Origin of the sequence: Paenarthrobacter sp. AB444 (genome assembly GCF_028736865.1) — a bacterium.
GTDB classification, from domain to species: Bacteria; Actinomycetota; Actinomycetes; order Actinomycetales; family Micrococcaceae; genus Arthrobacter; species Arthrobacter nicotinovorans_B.
Genome location: NZ_JAQZBY010000001.1, coordinates 109,280 through 123,007, shown reverse-complemented (window position 1 = coordinate 123,007; position 13,728 = coordinate 109,280). Strand labels below are relative to the sequence as shown.

12 protein-coding genes are annotated in these 13,728 nt (G+C 61.7%); 8 read left to right on the top strand and 4 right to left on the bottom strand.

Annotated elements, in window-relative coordinates; translation table 11 throughout:
• Positions 1–58 precede the first annotated feature (58 nt).
• Both PQ627_RS00565 and PQ627_RS00560 read left to right on the top strand, forming a co-directional pair.
• Positions 59–811 (top strand): SDR family oxidoreductase, encoded by a 753-nt coding sequence (locus tag PQ627_RS00565; protein WP_274257797.1) that lies wholly within the window; start codon positions 59–61, stop codon positions 809–811.
• A 208-nt stretch (positions 812–1,019) separates the two neighbouring features.
• Positions 1,020–2,516: an ATP-binding cassette domain-containing protein gene (locus PQ627_RS00560; protein WP_274258315.1), complete on the top strand. Its 1,497-nt coding sequence runs from the start codon at positions 1,020–1,022 to the stop codon at positions 2,514–2,516.
• Positions 2,517–2,585: 69 nt separating this feature from the next.
• On the opposite strand, the gene PQ627_RS00555 is transcribed toward PQ627_RS00560, so the two are convergent.
• On the bottom strand, positions 2,586–2,954 hold the full coding sequence (locus PQ627_RS00555; protein ID WP_144658801.1) for a hypothetical protein: 369 nt from the start codon (positions 2,952–2,954) through the stop codon (positions 2,586–2,588).
• Between the two features lie 405 nt (positions 2,955–3,359).
• The gene (gene serB / locus PQ627_RS00550; protein ID WP_274257794.1) at positions 3,360–4,253 is read right to left on the bottom strand and encodes a phosphoserine phosphatase SerB; all 894 of its coding nucleotides are present in this window, start codon (positions 4,251–4,253) and stop codon (positions 3,360–3,362) included.
• A gap of 111 nt (positions 4,254–4,364) precedes the next feature.
• On the opposite strand from serB, the gene PQ627_RS00545 reads away from it, so the two are divergent.
• The 5 genes from PQ627_RS00545 (at position 4,365) to PQ627_RS00525 (ending at position 8,356) form a co-directional block, all read left to right on the top strand.
• Positions 4,365–5,150 carry an ABC transporter ATP-binding protein gene (locus PQ627_RS00545; protein WP_274257793.1) on the top strand — a complete coding sequence of 262 codons (786 nt, stop codon included), beginning with the start codon at positions 4,365–4,367 and terminating at the stop codon, positions 5,148–5,150.
• 17 nt (positions 5,151–5,167) lie between these two features.
• Positions 5,168–5,953 (top strand): sulfite exporter TauE/SafE family protein, encoded by a 786-nt coding sequence (locus PQ627_RS00540; RefSeq protein WP_144658804.1) that lies wholly within the window; start codon positions 5,168–5,170, stop codon positions 5,951–5,953.
• Positions 5,954–5,960: 7 nt separating this feature from the next.
• Positions 5,961–6,770, top strand: a complete 810-nt coding sequence (locus PQ627_RS00535; protein ID WP_274257791.1) for a TrmH family RNA methyltransferase — start codon at positions 5,961–5,963, stop codon at positions 6,768–6,770.
• 141 nt (positions 6,771–6,911) lie between these two features.
• On the top strand, positions 6,912–7,169 hold the full coding sequence (locus tag PQ627_RS00530; RefSeq protein ID WP_066275740.1) for a type B 50S ribosomal protein L31: 258 nt from the start codon (positions 6,912–6,914) through the stop codon (positions 7,167–7,169).
• 86 nt (positions 7,170–7,255) lie between these two features.
• On the top strand, positions 7,256–8,356 hold the full coding sequence (locus PQ627_RS00525) for a lipoate--protein ligase family protein (RefSeq protein WP_274257785.1): 1,101 nt from the start codon (positions 7,256–7,258) through the stop codon (positions 8,354–8,356).
• Here the strand turns inward: PQ627_RS00525 and pepN are convergent.
• Together pepN and PQ627_RS00515 are read right to left on the bottom strand one after the other, a co-directional pair.
• On the bottom strand, positions 8,353–10,959 hold the full coding sequence (gene pepN / locus PQ627_RS00520; RefSeq protein WP_274257783.1) for an aminopeptidase N: 2,607 nt from the start codon (positions 10,957–10,959) through the stop codon (positions 8,353–8,355). The genes PQ627_RS00525 and pepN overlap by 4 nt on opposite strands.
• 4 nt (positions 10,960–10,963) lie before the next feature.
• Positions 10,964–12,010, bottom strand: coding sequence for a YeiH family protein (locus tag PQ627_RS00515; protein WP_274257781.1), 1,047 nt, complete (start codon positions 12,008–12,010; stop codon positions 10,964–10,966).
• Between the two features lie 111 nt (positions 12,011–12,121).
• On the opposite strand from PQ627_RS00515, the gene PQ627_RS00510 reads away from it, so the two are divergent.
• The gene (locus PQ627_RS00510) at positions 12,122–13,678 is read left to right on the top strand and encodes a circularly permuted type 2 ATP-grasp protein (RefSeq protein WP_039241274.1); all 1,557 of its coding nucleotides are present in this window, start codon (positions 12,122–12,124) and stop codon (positions 13,676–13,678) included.
• Positions 13,679–13,728: the final 50 nt, after the last annotated feature.

Sequence of the window (13,728 nt, the reverse complement as noted above, 5' to 3'; positions counted from 1 at the left end):
CTGGCATGATGGAATCCGATCCCTCGGAATTTGGATGAACTGAACAAAAGGAGCACGAATGGGAACGCTGGATAACAAGACCGCAATCGTCACTGGGTCTTCCCGCGGAATCGGCGCTGAAGTTGCCAAGATCCTCGCTGGCGAGGGTGCCGCCGTCGTCGTCAATTACCGCCAGAAGGCGCCGCGCGCCAACAAGGTTGTGGCTGAAATCCAGGCCGCCGGCGGCCGCGCCGCAGCCGTCGGCGCCGACCTCACCACTGACGAAGGCGTACACGCCTTGGCCAGCACGGCCATGGAGCAGTTCGGTTCCCTCGATGTCCTGGTGCTCAATGCCTCGGGCGGCATGGAAACCGGCATGGAGGAGGGGTACGCGCTCAAGTTGAACCGCGACGCCCAGATCAACATGCTCAACGCTGCCGTGCCCTTGATGCCTGAAGGTTCGCGCGTGGTCTTTGTGACCAGCCACCAAGCACATTTCGTGGAGACAGTCCCCACGATGCCTGAGTACGAGCCCGTAGCCAAGAGCAAGCGCGCGGGGGAGGACGCCCTGCGTGCACTGGTGCCCAGCCTTGCGGAAAAGGGCATCTCGCTGGTGGTCGTTTCCGGCGACATGATCGAAGGGACTGTGACGGCCACCCTTCTTGACCGATCGAACCCGGGCGCCATCGAGGCGCGCCGAGCCGAAGCCGGCAAGTTGTACTCGGTGGAAGAATTTGCCGCCGAGGTTGCCAAAATGGTGACCGCAGACGTCGAGACGGGCCATACAGAGTATGTCGGTGGCTCTGATTACTTCACGAAGAGCGCTGAGTAGCTTCCACCGCAGTGGCCGAAGGCCCGGGACGTTGTCCCGGGCCTTCGGTGTTTAAACACCAGCCAGCTACTTCAAGATTACGATGTGATAAATTCCTCTAATTTTCGCGTCACGAATTGCCCATATGGGTTTTACTCTTTCTTTTTGCAATACGCCAATTGATCTGGTTGACTCGGCACAGAATCCGAAAAGTCACCTAGGAGCTTCCTTGGACCTGCTGTTGCATGCTGATGGTATTCACGCTTCGTATGATCATCGACGCATCCTCAAAGGCGTCGATCTCTCGATACATAGGGGCGAGATTCTTGGATTGATAGGCACTAATGGTGCCGGAAAGTCCACCCTGATGGACGTTTTATCGGGGTCCCTCCGTCACGACACCGGGCTGCTCACCTTGGCGGGAGAGAAATACGGACCCGATTCCCGGGATGAAGCACAAGCGTGTGGCGTGGGAATCATTCCCCAGAACTTCCGCCTCGACCCGCAAATGACGGTGGCCAAGGCAATGTACAGGGGTACGTTTCAGGCCGATAAGTCCCATGCGGATCTTAGGGGTCCGGCATTGAAACTCATCAACGACGTCAAGATAGCCCTTGACCCGGACGCGCTGGTTGGCTCGCTCATCCGGGCAGAGCAGGCCCTGGTCGAAGTCCTCAGGATGGTGGCCGAGGAAGCCCAGCTGGTCATCATGGATGAAGTGGCAGCGTCCCTTCCCGATCATGACGTCGCTACCTTGCACCAGGTATTGAGGATGCTCATCGACCAGGGACGGGCGATCATCTATATCACCCACCGCCTTGACGAAGTCCGATCCATTGCACACCGTATTGCCGTACTGCGGGACGGTAAAGTCCACACCATCGTCGAAGCCAGCGAAACCAACCCTGAGGAGCTGGCCTTCCTGCTTCTCCAGCAGAAGCCCGCAGGCAGCAGCCGCCCGACAGAGCTCGCCGGCAGCGACGAGGCCCTGCGGGTTGTGGACCTCAGCGTCGGTGACGCTGTCCGGAACGTCTCGTTCAACGTCGCCAAAGGTGAAATTTTCGGACTGCTGGGAACTCACCAATCGGGCGTCCACCAGGTGCTGGAATCCATCGTCGGAATACGGCAGGGTACCTCGGGGCAGCTTTTTCTGCACGGCCGGCCGGTGCGCATCCAAGGCCCGGAGGATGCACTGCGGCTGAGAATTGGTTACCTTTCCGAGGATGCCGGCAATGTCGGTGAAGACACCAGTATCGCTCAAGGTCTGCGGGTCCACGCTGACGACGAGGACCTCAAGGACGAGATCTCAGGGCTCCGGGGCGTCATTGATTTGGTACGACGAATGCGGATCAATACAACGAATATCCATGGCACGCTCACCACTCTGTCCGGGGGAGACCGGCAGAAGGTCTCACTGGCCAAATGGATGACTTCCGGCTGCGACGTGCTGATCATGAGCCACCCCAGCCGCGGCATCGATGTAGGGGCGAAAGATGTCGTCTACCAGATGCTGGATGAACTGAGGCAAACCGGGGTCGCGATCATTCTGCTGTCCTCGGACCTCACAGAACTGGTCAGTTGGTGTCATCGGATCGGCGTGGTCCGCGATGGTGAACTTGTGACCATCGAGGCCAATTCCAACACCAACGAGGACGTTCTGGTTTATCACATGTTGGGCAGCGCGGCGGTGCAGGGGAACAGTGCGGCCCGCAGGGCAAAGAGCTGACAACCTCGAAGGTTCCGCAAAAAGGGACGGCCACCTGGTCAGCGGCCGTCCCTGGTCATTTAAGCGGATTCAGATAGTGATTCCCTTTGCAAGGTTGTTGAGCTTGTGACGGGCCAGTGCCAGGTTCGCGTAGGTACGGTCCAGTACCAAGTACACGAACAGCCCCTTGGATCCGCCCGAGTTCAGGACGTTGATCAGGTGGTATTGCCCGTCCAAGGTGATGAGGATGTCCTCTATGTTGCTGTCCAGGCCGAGGTCAGCCATAGTGCGCAGCTTTGCACTGACTACGTTTGAGTTGCCGGCAGCGGCCACACCGAGATCAAAGCCAGGACTTCCACCTTGCGCGAGGGCCATGCCACTGGAGTAATCGACCACTGCGGCCCCAGTGGCACCTTCAATGGACAGCAGTTGCTTTACAGCTTCATCAAGCGTGCTCATGTTGCTTTCTTCCTGTTCAGTAATGTCTTCGAAGAAAAACCCGGAGTGGCTGGAAAAGAGTTCGGGGAAGGTCGTGAGACCTTCGTCCTTCGAGTAAATACGTGGCTCCGCGGACTTCATGGCCTCGCGGACTCTCCACCATTTCCACGTTCGCTGTGAATGCTTCACTTTCGAACTCTGCACTTCCCTTATGCCTGGTCGCAGGCTACCTCGCCGTACAACCCCAAGAATATGTGCAGATCAGGATTAAACACCATTCCAGTTCCGAAATACCGGAATTGTTGTGGGCAACGGTCCACGCTGATAACAATCAAATAAATTGATTCAATTTTCGCGTCACGAATTCACAATAAGTGTTTCGCAGTGCGCGGCCGGCGTGGACCTCAGCTTAATGAGGCTCTGGAATCAGACGTTGGCTATGTGCCGCACTGCATCGAGGTAGGGCATGTTGATCGCAGCATCAGCCACTGCGCGAACTGCTGGTTTGGCGTTGAACGCCACGCCGATGCCGGCGGCCCCCAGCATGTCGAGGTCATTCGCGCCGTCACCGACCGCGATGGTATGCCCCAGCTCGATCCCCTCGGCAGCAGCCCATTGGCGCAGGTACTTCTCCTTGGCCGCCCGGTCGATCACAGCCCCCAGGACTTTGCCTGTCAGGGCGCCGTCGATGATTTCAAGCTCATTGGCAATCCAGTAGTCCAAACCCAGCTCCTCGGCAATAGGGCCCAGGATCTGGTTGAATCCGCCGGAAACGACCGCCACTACGTGACCGGCCGTCTTGAACGCGGCCACGAGTTCTGCCGCGCCCAGGCTGAGGCGCACTTCCTCGCGCACCGAATCCACGACGTCGGCCGGCAGGCCCGCCAGTACGGCGACACGGGCATGCAGGCTCTGCGCAAAATCGAGCTCGCCACGCATGGCAGCCTCGGTGACTGCCGCAACCTCTTCCCGTTTACCTGCATAGGCGGCCAGCAACTCGATGACTTCCTGCTGGATGAGTGTTGAGTCCACGTCCATGATGAGAAGCTTCCGCTTCGCCTGCCGGAGCTCTGCAGGGACCAGGGCAGTATCGGTGCCGGTCAATGCTGACCCAGCCACCCGGCGTCGAAGGTCGGACAAAGTCTCCGCTGAAGCGCGCGGTACGTGCACAACGGCGGTGTGGACGCCGAAACGCCCGTCGCCGGCGTGTGATTCCGCTGACACTTCCGCGCCTGCGTCGGCCAGTACCTTCCGCACGCTTTCCAGCGATTCAGGGGACAAATTCACGCCATAGCTGACCGCAGCCAAGTTCGAAGTCATGGCCTCAATCCTATCGATCGGCCCCCTTCCCCCCGAATCTGTTTCGCCTGATAAACCAGCGGAAAGTGCCGGTTATCAGTCATGTTCACTTTTGTCCTAGTGTCTACTGCTATGAGTGATGTTCTGGATTTGGCTTCCGTCAGCGTTGTCCGAGGCAAAAAGACCCTGCTGGACAAGGTTGACTGGCAGGTCAACGAAGGAGAACGATGGGTCATCCTGGGCCCGAACGGCGCGGGCAAGACAACCCTTCTCCAGATCGCTGCCGCACGCCTGCACCCCAGCAGCGGCAAGGCTGGCATTCTCGATGAGACGCTGGGGCGGGTCGACGTTTTTGAACTCCGGCCCCGGATCGGCCTCTCCTCGGCCGCATTGGCCACGCAGATCCCTGAGCACGAGAACGTCCTGAACGTAGTGGTCACGGCAGCGTACGGCGTCACCGGCCGTTGGCGGGAAGGGTACGAACGCGACGACGAGCGCCGCGCCTTTGGCCTCCTGAACGACTGGGGGATGGGCCCCCTCCTCAACCGGACTTTCGCCACCCTTTCAGAGGGGGAGCGCAAGCGCGTTCAGATCGCACGTGCCCTCATGACCGACCCCGAGCTGCTGCTGCTGGATGAGCCAGCCGCAGGCCTGGACCTGGGAGGACGTGAGGAATTGGTCCATAAACTGGGCGAACTCGCCAGCGACCCCGACGCGCCGGCCATGGTCCTGGTAACCCACCATCTTGAAGAGGTGCCCCCGGGATTCACCCACGCAATGCTGTTGCGCGAAGGAGGCGTGGTTGCTGCCGGACCCATCAAGGAAGTCCTGACCGACGAGCACCTGGGCAACACCTTCGGCCTGGCCCTGGACGTTTCCGAAAATGCCGGGCGCTACACCGCCACGGCGCGCCGCTAGGGCGGTCCCTGTTCAAAATGGAGATTCTTAGCAGCATCCTGGTCTTTTTTGCCGGCCTGTGGGCCGGCACCATCAATGCGGTAGTCGGCTCCGGCACTTTGGTGACCTTCCCCGTATTGATCGCCTTGGGCGTCGTGCCTGTCGTTGCTTCCATGAGCAACGCCATGGGCCTTGTTGCCGGTACGGCCGCTGGCGCCTGGGGCTACCGCCGCGAACTGGCCGGCCGCGGCAGGCAACTGCTCAAGCTGATGCCGGCGTCGCTGTTGGGCGGCATCACGGGAGCATGGCTGCTGCTCCACCTCCCGGAAAAAGTCTTTGGCTACGTAGCACCTGTCCTGCTGGTCGCCGCGCTGCTCATGGTACTGTTCCAGCCCAAGCTCCAGGCATGGATCCGCGACAGGGAACAGAACCCCGAGCATGCCATCAAGGACAAGAGCCATGGCATCCTCTTGGTGGTCCTGATCTACCTTGCCGGGGTGTACGGCGGATACTTTGTCGCCGCCCAAGGAATCCTCCTGGTGGGAATCCTCGGCGTGTTCCTCTCAGGCACCATGCAAAATGCCAACGCCATGAAGAACATCCTCACCCTGACGGTGAACATGGTGGCGGCTGTGTCCTATCTCATCTTCGCCTTCGACAGAATCAACTGGTGGGTTGTTCTGCTCATCGCCGTCAGCTCCACCATCGGTGGGCTGGTCGGTTCAAAGGTGGGCCGGAAGCTGTCACCCAAGGTGCTGCGCGGCGTTATCTTCACGCTCGGCATCGTGGCTCTTGGCTTCATGATCGCCAACCTCCTGAAATAGTCTCCCGGTGACCTTCCACTACCTCGAATCCGCTGATGATCCGCGGGTGAGCGACTACACCACGCTCACTGATGTGCACCTGCGAAAGCTTCGCGAACCCCGGGAAGGCATGTACATCGCAGAGTCCTCCAGGGTGCTTCGCCGGGCCTTGGCCGCGGGGCACCAGCCACGCTCGTTCTTTCTGGCCGAGAAGTGGCTGGAGGACCTCGACGATGTCTTCAAGGCCTACCCGGACGTGCCGGTTTTCATTGGCAAGGCCTCATTGCTGGAGGAGATCACGGGCTTCCACCTTCACCGCGGTGCCATGGCCGCAATGCACCGGCCGGCCCCGGTGCCGCTGGAGGAACTCCTGGCCACAGCACAGCGGGTCGCCGTCCTTGAAGACATCGTGGACCACACCAATGTCGGAGCCATTTTCCGTTCAGCCGCTGCCCTGGGGGTGGATGCCGTGCTGGTCTCGCCGCGCTGCGGCGACCCTTTGTACCGGAGAAGTGTCCGTGTCAGCATGGGCACTGTTTTCCAGGTACCGTGGGCGCGTCTGGAGAGCTGGCCCGGTGACCTGGCCCGGCTGAGGGACCAGGGTTTCTCCGTGGCAGCCATGGAACTGACCGATGATGCGGTGGACCTGGACGATCTCGCGGCCAGGCAGCTTCCAAAACTGGCACTGGTGCTGGGAACAGAAGGCGCCGGGATGAGTCCCGAGACGCTGGCCGTCGTCGACGTCGCTGTCAAAATCCCCATGAGGGCAGGTGTCGATTCGCTCAATGTGGCCGCTGCCTCCGCCGTCGCCTTCTGGGAACTTCGTCCGCGGGATTGAGCCGGTTCGTAGGCCGTGCCCGTTTCGGCTATGATTGGTTGTTGGCCCGGAAGCTGGAATCTTTGCATTACAGACCACGGTCCACCTCCATTCATACCTGGCAGCTGGCAAAATCCAGTTGCGCGAACAAAAGGTCCCATTATGAAGTCTGATATCCACCCGAAGTACGAAGCTGTTGTCTTCAACGACCTCGCTTCCGGTACGAAGTTCCTGACCAAGTCCACCGTGTCTTCCTCGAAGACCATCGAGTGGGAAGACGGAAACACCTACCCGGTTATCGACGTCGAAATCTCCTCGGAGTCCCACCCGTTCTACACGGGCAAGCAGCGCATCATGGACTCCGCTGGCCGCGTCGAGCGCTTCAACGCCCGCTTCAAGGGCTTCGGCGGCAAGAAGTAACCACTTCACCCCAAGGCTTTCAACGGCCCGCATTGCTGGATTTTCCGGCAATGCGGGCCTTTGCGTTTTCCGGCAAGATGGGAAGCATGACTTCCCTTCCCGGACCCGCAGAAGACAATAACGACGCCGGCGCCCGCCTTCATGGTGAATACAAGGTACCCGGCGGAAAACTCGTGGTGGTGGACCTGGAGGTCCGGGAGGGAAGGTTCACTGACGTCTCACTGAGCGGGGACTTCTTCCTGGAGCCGGATGAAGCGCTCCAGGGCATCAACAATGCCCTGACCGGGCTTCCCGAGGCGTCCACGGCAGCCGAAATTGCCGCGGCCGTCACTGCCGGCCTGCCAGAGGGAGCCACGCTGTTCGGCTTCTCCGCGGAAGCAGTAGCCATCACCGTGCGACGTGCACTGTCCAAAGCCACCAGCTGGGCCGACCACCAGTGGGACGTTATTCCGCCGTCAATCCTTCCAACGCAGGTGAACGTCGCACTGGACGAAGTCCTGACAGAGGAGGTGGGCGCGGGGCTTCGCAATCCCACCCTGCGGTTCTGGGACTGGGAAGAACCTTCCGTGGTCATCGGCAGTTTCCAGTCGGTGAAGAATGAAGTGGATCCTGCGGGCGTCGCCCGCCACGGCATCACGGTGGTCCGACGGATCAGTGGCGGCGGGGCCATGTTCATGGAGGCCGGCAACTGCATCACGTACTCCTTGTATGTGCCGCAGACGCTTGTGGACGGCATCAGCTTCGCAGACTCCTATGCCTTCCTTGATGCATGGGTCATGGCCGCCTTGGAAAAGCTGGGAATCACGGCCTTCTACGTGCCCCTCAACGACATCGCCACGGACCAGGGAAAGATCGGCGGAGCCGCCCAGAAGCGGCTTGCCAACGGCGGCATGCTCCACCACGTAACCATGAGCTATGACATCGACGCCGACAAAATGGTGGAGGTGCTGCGCATCGGCAAGGAGAAGCTGTCGGACAAGGGCACGCGCAGTGCCAAGAAGCGCGTGGATCCGCTGCGACGCCAAACCGGCATGGCCCGGGCCGCGATCATCCAAGCCATGCAGGCAGTATTTACCGAGCGCTACGGTGCGGTCGAATCCAAGCTCACCGAAGCAGAACTCGGGGAAGCCAGGAAACGCGTGGACTCCAAGTTCGGCACCGATGAGTGGTTGAACCGCGTGCCCTAGTCCGTGGCAGCCTGGGCCGTCAGCGACCGTAAGAGATGGCTCCGCTGCTCGATGATGATCCGCCGCAAAGCACCTGGCGCGTCGGCATGGGTCCGCAGCCACTCGTCCGTTCTGACCAGCACCGGATGATCCGCCGGGTCCACGCCCGATGCGAGATCCTGGGCTGCCGGGAAGAGGCCCCTGACAATCCGGCCGGCAATTTCAATGCTGCGCCCGGCCCATACACCTTCCAGGCACTCGAAGTACGGTTCAACGTACGGTGCCGTCATGTAGGCGGGGGCAATGGAGAAGCCCGCAATCGTAGCGCTCAGGATTTCATTGGACAGGCCACTGCCGTTGACGGCCGCATCCCAGGCGGCCTCCTTCACTGCGGGGTCCGGGCGTGCAGCCGAGGCCAGGGCGTGCCCTTCCTTTCCGGAAGCCGTCCTGTCCGTTTCGAGTTCATGATCCAATTCCGCCTGTGTCGCCTGTGCGTGCGCAGCCAGGGCCTGCCACAGGCTCCACCGGAGTTCAGCATCGACAACCAAACCCTCAACAACAGTGGAGCCGTCCAGAATCTGCCGCAGCAGCGGGAGCTCACCGTCGCCATGACGGGACACATCCGCGAGGGTCCGTGCCCAGGCCAGCTGGTGGTCCGAGCCAGGTACCGATGCACGCAGCTGGTGGGCTGCGACGGCGAGGAAATCCTTCCGTACAGCAGCCCGCACCGCCGGGGGTACAAAGCGCTCGATGGCGCTCGAGGCGTTCCCAAGGACATTGAGGAGGACGCCAATGCCCGATTCTGCCGGTGCGAACTGTTCGACGGCGTTCACGTACCGTGCCGCACGTGTTACGGCATCCCGGGCCGAGTCCCAGAGGGCAGTCCAGCACAGGGCCCGGGCCATGGGATCCTGTACCTTGTCCAAGGAGGTTCTGACGGTGTGCTCGGAGGCTGGATCGAGCCGCACTTTGGCGTAGCTCAGATCATCGTCATTGACCAGCAACAGGGCCGGCCTTTTCTTGCCCGCAAGCTCAGCTACCAGGGTGCTGGGTCCGGAGATGTCCACCTCTACGCTTTCCGTCCGGACAAGGGCGCCGGTCTGGTCGGCGTCGTACAGGCCAAGGCGGAGGCGATGTGGCCGGAGTTCCTGATGGCCGGTAATGGGGTCGATGGCATCCTGCTGCAGCAACACCGCGCCCATCACTCCGTCGTCGTCCGCGATGTCCGCTGCGACCGTGGAGATACCGGAGGTCTGCAGCCATTGGCGGGCCCAATCACCGAGGTTCCGCCCCGAGGCGGCACTGAGCGCCTTAAGGAGATCCTGCAGCGAGGTATTGCCGAATTCGTGCTCCTTGAAATACTCACGGGAGCCGGCAATGAAGGCGTCGAAGCCAACGTAGGCCACCAACTGCTTAAGGACTGACGCGCCCTTGGCATAGGTGATCCCGTCGAAGTTCTGCTTTGCCGCTTCCAGGTCCGGGATGTCTGCCACGATCGGGTGTGTCGTGGGGAGTTGGTCCTGGACATAGGCCCAGGCCTTGCGTTTGCTGGCGAAGTTCACCCAGGCGGTGTCCCAGTCTGTGGCCCGGTCCACGCCCAGCGTTCCCATGAAGTCGGCAAAGGATTCCTTGAGCCACAGGTCGTCCCACCACGCCATGGTCACGAGGTCCCCGAACCACATGTGCGCCATTTCATGCATGAGGGTGTTGGCCCGCGCCTGGTATTGGGCATCAGTCGCACGGGAGGCATACACATACTTCTCGGTGAAGGTCACCAGTCCGGGGTTCTCCATGGCGCCGAGGTTGTATTCAGGCACGAATGCCTGATCGTACTTGCCCCAGGGGTAGGGGTAATCGAAGAGTTCGTTGAAGAAGGCCAAACCGCGCTTGGTGAGCCGGAACAGTTCGTCGGCGTCGAAAGACGCCGTCAAGGAGGCCCGGCAGAAAAGTGCCAGCGGAACCTCAAGGCGGGTGCCGTCGTCGAGCGTTGCACCCCAGTGGTCGGTCGCCTTGAAGTACGGCCCGGCCAACACAGTCGTGATGTAGGTGGACATGCGCTTGGTGGTGGCAAAGTCCCACCGCGCTACGGCCTCCGCGCCCGGGACCGAAGTACGCGCGGTCTCTGGTCCGTTCGAGGCGACTTCCCAGCCGGCAGGGGCGATGACGTGGAAGGTGAATTCGGCTTTGAGGTCCGGTTGTTCAAAGTTGGCAAAGACGCGGCGGCAGTCTGCGGGTTCGTACTGCGTGTACAGGTAGCACTGGCCGTCGGCGGGATCCACGAAACGGTGCATCCCCTCGCCGGAGCGGCTGTAGAGGGCAGTTCCAGCGACGGTAACGGTGTTCTCGGCGTCGAGGTCTTCCAGGATGATCCTGTCCCGGTCCACCACCTTGCCGGTGTCCAGTGCCCGCCCGTTCAACACCACGGAGTCCACGCCGCCATTGATGAAGTCAAGGAATGTGGCAGAGCCTGGCTGGGCTGAAAAAGTGACGGTGCTGGTGCTCGGATATCCGGCGGCTGCGGGATCTGCCGCGTCGCGGACATCAAGGGTGACGTCGTAGCTGTGGGTTGTGATCAGGGCTGAGCGGGTAGCGGCTTCTTCGCGCGACAAATTGTGATTCGACACACAGCTATCTAATCATGATCCACGCCGCCCCCAGCCCCAGGGAAGCGATGATCAGCCAGGACCCCAGCGCCACCAACGCGGCCCGCCCACCAGTATGGATCAGGGTCCTGACCCGCACCGCAGAGCCCAGACCGAACAACGCGGAGGCCAGCACAATGTCCTGGGCGACGGCAGCAGCTTCAAGTAGTTCCGGCGTCGCCCATCCGGTGGAGCGGAAGGCCACCATGGCGATGAAACCGACCACGAAAAGCGGCACGATCGGCGGGAACCTGGCATCGACGTCGTCAGCGTCCGACGAACCGTTGGCGCGTTCGCGCACATGCTGAATGCGCTGGTGCAACCCGGCGGCAGCCACAATCGGCGCCAGGAGGACTACACGGGTCAACTTGACGACGACGGCGATGGCCAGCGCCGCTGTGCCTGCGGTTTGCGCCGTGGCCACCACTTGGCCGACGTCGTGAACGGAAGCACCCGTCCACGCCCCGAATTGGGCCGGATTAAGGTTCAGCGGCTGCATCAGCAGCGGCAGCACGCCAATGGCCAGGGTCCCGCAAAGGGTCACAAGGGCAACCGGCAGCACCGTGTCCTGGTGCCGGATCCGGCGCACGGCAGCCATGGCACCGATGGCCGAAGCGCCACAGATGGAGAAGCCGGTGGCAATCAGCAAGGACGCTTCGCCGGGCAAACGCAGCAATCGCGCCAGCCCATAGGTACCGGCAAAACTGACCAGGACGACGCCGGCTATCAGCAGCAGGGACAGCCAACCAAGTCCGAGCACGTCCCACAGACTGACTTTGAGGCCCAACAGCACAATGCCCGCGCGCATGAGGTGCTTCCCCGCGAAGTCCAGGCCCGGCCGGGCGCGCCCCGCAACCACCACCGCAGTGCCCGGTATATTGGCTGAGAGCAAACCCAAGGCAACAGCGAGCGTCATGGCCGGAATCGCGGGCAACACTGCGTGGATGGCGAAGGCAAGGCCGGTCGCGGCCAGGCTCAGGACCAACCCTGGCCCCAGCCGTGGCAGCTGGGACGCAAGTCTGTTGAAGGGCATGCATCAACCCTGCCGGATGGGGGCACGGAAGGCGAAACCGGGAGCACCCGGAAACCGCGACACAATCAGTGCGTAATGCGCTCGACTCAAAAAGGTGATTGTCTGATTCCCATGTCTGACCTATTCCAGGATTACTCCGAGGCCGCTGCCCGCAGCGGAGCCTACGACGAGATGTTTGCCCCGGGCCACGTTGCCAGAAAATCCTACGGTCAGGTCTCCGGTGCCCTACGCGAGCTTTCCCTCGCAGATGTCACCGCCCGTGCCGACTCGATGGCACGTACCTTCCTGGACCGTGGGGTCACCTTCGACTATGCGGGGGAGGAGCGGCCCTTTCCGTTGGACATCGTCCCCAGGGTCATTCCCGCCGATGAGTGGGACGTGCTCGAACGCGGAGTCGCCCAGCGGGTCAAAGCGCTCGAGGCGTTCCTCAATGACGTCTACGGGCGCATGGCGGTGGTGGCAGATGGCGTGATACCGCGGCAGTTGGTGACCACGAGCGCGCATTTCCATCGCGCTGTGCACGGATTCGAACCATCGGGCGGCGTCCGGGTCCATGTCTCCGGCATCGACGTCGTCCGGGACGCTGCCGGAACGTTCCGCGTCCTGGAAGACAACGTCCGCGTTCCATCCGGCGTCAGCTACGTTCTGGAAAACCGCAGGGCAATGGCGAAAGGCTTGCCCGAGGCGTTCGGGCAGCAGCACATCAGGCCGGTGGAGGAGTACCCCCGGCGGCTTCTGTCCGCCCTGCGCAAAACCGCACCCGCCGGCGTCGATGATCCAACAGTGGTGGTATTGACCCCGGGTGTCTTCAACAGCGCCTACTTCGAACACACGCTCTTGGCCGGCCTCATGGGTGTTGAACTCGTGGAAGGCCGGGACCTCATCTGCCGCGGCAACCGCGTCTACATGCGGACCACGGCCGGCGAGCAACGCGTGGATGTCATCTACAAGCGCATCGACGACGACTTCCTGGATCCCCTGCAATTCCGCTCGGATTCGATGCTCGGCTGCCCGGGCCTTGTCAACGCTGCCCGGGCCGGGGGAGTGACCATCGCCAACGCGGTGGGCAACGGGGTTGCCGATGACAAGCTTGTGTACAGTTACGTGCCTGACTTGATCCGCTACTACCTTCACGAAGAGCCCATCATCGCCAACGTGGACACCTTCCGGCTTGAGGAAAAGGAAGCCAGGGAGCACGTGCTGGACCGGCTGGAGGAACTGGTGGTCAAACCTGTTGACGGTTCCGGCGGCAAGGGACTGGTCATTGGGCCGGACGCTTCAAAGGAAGAACTGGATGCCTTGCGCAAACGGGTCATTGCCGATCCCCGGGGTTGGATTGCCCAGCCCGTGTTGCAGCTCTCCACGGTTCCTACGCTCTCGGGGGACAAGTTCGGGCCCCGCCACGTTGACCTGCGGCCTTTTGCGGTCAACGACGGCGACGACGTTTGGGTCCTCCCGGGCGGCCTCACCCGGGTGGCGCTCAAGGAGGGTTCCCTGATTGTGAACTCCAGCCAGGGCGGTGGTTCGAAAGACACGTGGGTCCTGGCGAACTCGCCCCAGATGCCGGCCGAGGTCATCCCGCGGCAGTCCGTCACCCTGCGTGAACAGGTTTCCGTGTGGCCCGTTGAAAGCAACTGGCGCGACCGCCAAACGGAGCAGCAGCAGTGAACCCGTTCCAACCACCACTTGAACTTCCACATGCACCACGCGAAGGAGGC

What these genes read in the sequence shown, in the direction of transcription:
- PQ627_RS00565 (WP_274257797.1), top strand. Translation starts at nt 59, where the DNA reads ATGGGAACGCTGGATAACAAGACCGCAATCGTCACTGGGTCTTCCCGC.
- PQ627_RS00555 (WP_144658801.1), bottom strand. Translation starts at nt 2,954, where the DNA reads ATGAGCACGCTTGATGAAGCTGTAAAGCAACTGCTGTCCATTGAAGGT.
- serB (WP_274257794.1), bottom strand. Translation starts at nt 4,253, where the DNA reads ATGACTTCGAACTTGGCTGCGGTCAGCTATGGCGTGAATTTGTCCCCT.
- PQ627_RS00545 (WP_274257793.1), top strand. Translation starts at nt 4,365, where the DNA reads ATGAGTGATGTTCTGGATTTGGCTTCCGTCAGCGTTGTCCGAGGCAAA.
- PQ627_RS00540 (WP_144658804.1), top strand. Translation starts at nt 5,168, where the DNA reads ATGGAGATTCTTAGCAGCATCCTGGTCTTTTTTGCCGGCCTGTGGGCC.
- PQ627_RS00530 (WP_066275740.1), top strand. Translation starts at nt 6,912, where the DNA reads ATGAAGTCTGATATCCACCCGAAGTACGAAGCTGTTGTCTTCAACGAC.
- PQ627_RS00525 (WP_274257785.1), top strand. Translation starts at nt 7,256, where the DNA reads ATGACTTCCCTTCCCGGACCCGCAGAAGACAATAACGACGCCGGCGCC.
- PQ627_RS00515 (WP_274257781.1), bottom strand. Translation starts at nt 12,010, where the DNA reads ATGCCCTTCAACAGACTTGCGTCCCAGCTGCCACGGCTGGGGCCAGGG.
- PQ627_RS00510 (WP_039241274.1), top strand. Translation starts at nt 12,122, where the DNA reads ATGTCTGACCTATTCCAGGATTACTCCGAGGCCGCTGCCCGCAGCGGA.